The 3239-nt window shown below is 75.1% G+C and carries 4 protein-coding genes; 1 reads left to right on the top strand and 3 read right to left on the bottom strand.

Going from position 1 to position 3239, the window contains the following annotated elements; genetic code table 11:
* Positions 1–697 (bottom strand): DUF4245 domain-containing protein (locus tag FOE67_RS20840; protein ID WP_182666371.1); only part of this gene is annotated, 697 nt, incomplete at its 3' end.
* Between the two features lie 180 nt (positions 698–877).
* Here FOE67_RS20840 and glpX point away from each other — a divergent pair.
* A complete protein-coding gene (gene glpX, locus FOE67_RS20845) occupies positions 878–1909 on the top strand; it encodes a class II fructose-bisphosphatase (RefSeq protein ID WP_182666372.1) in 1032 nt (343 codons plus the stop codon).
* 316 nt (positions 1910–2225) lie between these two features.
* Here the strand turns inward: glpX and FOE67_RS20850 are convergent, their stop codons facing one another.
* Both FOE67_RS20850 and FOE67_RS20855 read right to left on the bottom strand, forming a co-directional pair.
* Positions 2226–2576, bottom strand: a complete 351-nt coding sequence (locus FOE67_RS20850) for a WhiB family transcriptional regulator (RefSeq protein WP_182666373.1) — start codon at positions 2574–2576, stop codon at positions 2226–2228.
* Between the two features lie 306 nt (positions 2577–2882).
* A partial coding sequence (locus FOE67_RS20855) for a LiaF domain-containing protein (protein ID WP_228474118.1) occupies positions 2883–3239 on the bottom strand: 357 nt, incomplete at its 5' end.

The following is a 3239-nucleotide window of genomic DNA, read 5'->3' on the forward strand; positions in this document are numbered from 1 at the left end:
CGATCTCCCAGGGGGCGAGGGACTCCGCGAAGAACTCCAGCCGCTCGCGCGGTGCCGTGCCGGTGACGACGACGGTCCCCTCCGGGTCGGTGGAGACCAGCGCGTCGTAGCGGTCACCGGTCATCCAGGCCCACTCCCGATCCCCGAGACGCACCGTCTCCCCGGTCTCCTCCGCGCCCCGGGTGAGATCCGCCACGAAGGCGTCGCCCTCGTCCCCGCCGACGGTGTCGGTCTGGGCCAGGGCCGCGTACTCGTTCTCCGGGTCCATGAAGCCCAGGCGCCACACCGCGCCGTGCGGGTCCGCGGCGCGATAGCGCACGAAGGTGGCGCGCCATTCCTCCGGCAGGTCGCGGGGGGTCAGGAGTTCGTAGGGGGCGGCCCGGGACGCGGTGTTCGCCTCCACCCGGTACTCCACCGGCCGCACCGGGTCCTGCGAGGGATCGTTGGGAACGAAGAGGTAGACGAAGAAGACGCCCACCAGCAGCACGGCCATGGACAGCACCATGTCGCGGACCGACTTGCCCGCCAGTCCGCGTCCGCCGCCGGGCCGGGGCGCCGCGCCCCCGGGCCCCCGGGGGGCGTCCGCGCCGTCGGTGGGCTCCCGCGGTGCCTCCGGGGGCGCCGCGGCACCCCCGGTTCCCGTGGTCGTCCCGGCCGCCGTGGTCTCGATTCCGCTCCGGTCTCCGTTCCCGCTCACCCCTCCATGGTCCCCCATGCCGGTCGCGGGCCGGGCGGGACCCCTCCCCATGCGGCGCCCGGTCACCGGCTTCGCTCATCGGAGGTACCTGATGCTCAGGTGTACGAGAGGCGGATAGAGTCGAGGGAACCCTCAGCCCGTCGCGGCCCCGAGCCGCGCAGACGCGCAGAAAGGTGCGTCATGTCGGATCATCATCTCCCGCCTCCCCTGGAGGTCAGTCCCGAGGCCCCGGACCGCAACCTCGCCCTGGAACTGGTGCGGGTCACCGAGGCCGGGGCCATGGCCTCCGGCCGCTGGGTCGGCCGGGGCGACAAGAACGGCGCGGACGGCGCCGCCGTCCGCGCCATGCGCACCCTCGTCTCCACCGTCTCGATGAACGGCGTGGTCGTCATCGGTGAGGGCGAGAAGGACGAGGCCCCGATGCTCTACAACGGCGAGCGGGTCGGCGACGGCACCGGCCCCGAGTGCGACGTCGCCGTGGACCCGGTGGAGGGCACCACCCTCACCGCCAAGGGCATGGGCAACGCCGTCTCGGTGCTCGCGGTGGCCGACCGGGGCGCGATGTTCGACCCCAGCGCCGTCTTCTACATGGAGAAGCTGGCCGCCGGCCCCGAGGCCGCCGAGTTCGTGGACATCAACGCCCCGGTGGCGGTGAACATCCGCCGGGTCGCCAAGGCCAAGGGGTGCGCCCCCGAGGACGTCACCGTGGTCGTGCTGGACCGGCCCCGCCACGAGAACCTGGTCAAGGAGGTACGGGAAGCCGGCGCCCGGATCAGGCTGATCGCCGACGGCGACGTCGCGGGCGCGGTCATGGCCGCCCGCGAGGGCACCGGCGTGGATCTCATGCTGGGCATCGGGGGCACCCCGGAGGGCATCATCGCCGCCTGTGCCATGAAGTGCCTGGGCGGCACCATCCAGGGCCGGCTGTGGCCGCGCGACGAGGACGAGCGGCGGCGCGCGCTGGACGCCGGGCACGACCCGGACCGGGTGCTGCTCACCGAGGATCTGGTGCGCGGCGACAACGTCTTCTTCGTGGCCACCGGCATCACCGACGGCGAACTCCTGCGCGGCGTGCGGTACCGCGCGGAGACCGCCACCACGCAGTCCCTGGTGATGCGCTCCAAGTCGGGGACGATCCGCCAGATCGACTCCACGCACCGGCTGTCGAAGCTGCGCGCCTACAGCGCGATCGACTTCGAGCGGGCGCGCTGAGCCGAGCGTCGAACCCGGGACGCGCCGAACCCGTGCGGGGGCCGGCGCGTCCCGCGGGGCGGGAGCCCGGACCGCGCACGGGGGCATGCTCCCCCGCGGGCCGGGTATCCGCCCCCACGGCGGGCGGCGGACCCGGGACTCCGCGGGCCGGCGTGGCGGTACACCGCGGGCCGCGGGGGCGCGCCGGAACAGCGCCGCGCGCACGGGACCGCCGCGGGACGGTACGGGGCACCGGAACGGCCGGGGAGCCCCGGGAGCGTGGCCGGGCATCCGACCCGGACGGGACGGGCGGGAGGTCCTCCGGCACCGGAACGCGTCAGGCGATGCGCTCCACCGGCGGCGGGACCTCCGCGGCGTCCCGACGCCGCCGGCGGCCGAGCACCACGCGGCGCTCGGCGGCGGTCAGGCCGCCCCACACGCCGTAGGGTTCCGGCTGGTCGAGGGCGTGCTCGCGGCACTCCAACAGGACGGGGCAGCGCGCGCACACGGCCTTGGCCGCCTGTTCACGGGAGAGGCGATGGGCGGTGGGCTCCCGTGAGGGGGCGAAGAAGAGCCCCGCCTCGTCCCGCCGACAGGCGGCCTCCGAGTGCCAGGGCCCCGCGGGCTCCTTCCGGGCGTGCTGCGCCGGGGCAGCGGGGGACCACGACTCGGGCGGCGGATGCAGCACGGTCAACTCCTGACGACGGCTACCGGGGTCGCTCTCGCGATGACGGATCACCACCCGTGCGACGGCGGCCGGCCCTGGCCCCCGCCGGCCGGGGTGCGGCCATACGGGTGACGGTCTCTCTGCCCTACCCGCTGCGCGCACGCTTATGCACGGAGAGCCAAACAGTCGGATCGCAGGGGGGTTCCGCACCCGGGCGGCGCGACCCCGGAAAGGCCCCGGACATCCGTTCGCCGGGGGCGCCCGCGCGGGGCGGGGCCGGCGCGTCGGATCCGGGGGGAGCCCCCGGCACGTCCCGGGTGGGCCGGTTCAGTCGCGATCGGGGGCGCGCAGGTCGTGCACCTCCTCGCCGGAGGCCCGCTTCACCTCCACGCCGCCCATCAGGGCCAGGCCCTGGACGACCAGGACCGGGGCGTTCGGGTCGGAGGACTCGTGCTCCCCCATCGAGAACCCGCCCATGATGCCGGTGCCGGAGCCGCGCACGGTGATGTTCTCCGGCACCTTGATCTCCACCCCGCCCATGACGGCGGTGACGTTGAGGGTCACCACCCGCTGCTCGAAGTAGGCCCGGGTCAGGTCGAGTTCCACCCCGCCGAGGAAGGCCACGGCGTTGACCCGGCCGCCCACCCGCCAACGCCCCCGGCGCTCGGCGCCGCTGAGCACGGC

Source organism: Streptomyces calidiresistens (assembly GCF_014141525.1).
In the GTDB taxonomy this organism is placed as follows: domain Bacteria; phylum Actinomycetota; class Actinomycetes; order Streptomycetales; family Streptomycetaceae; genus Streptomyces; species Streptomyces calidiresistens.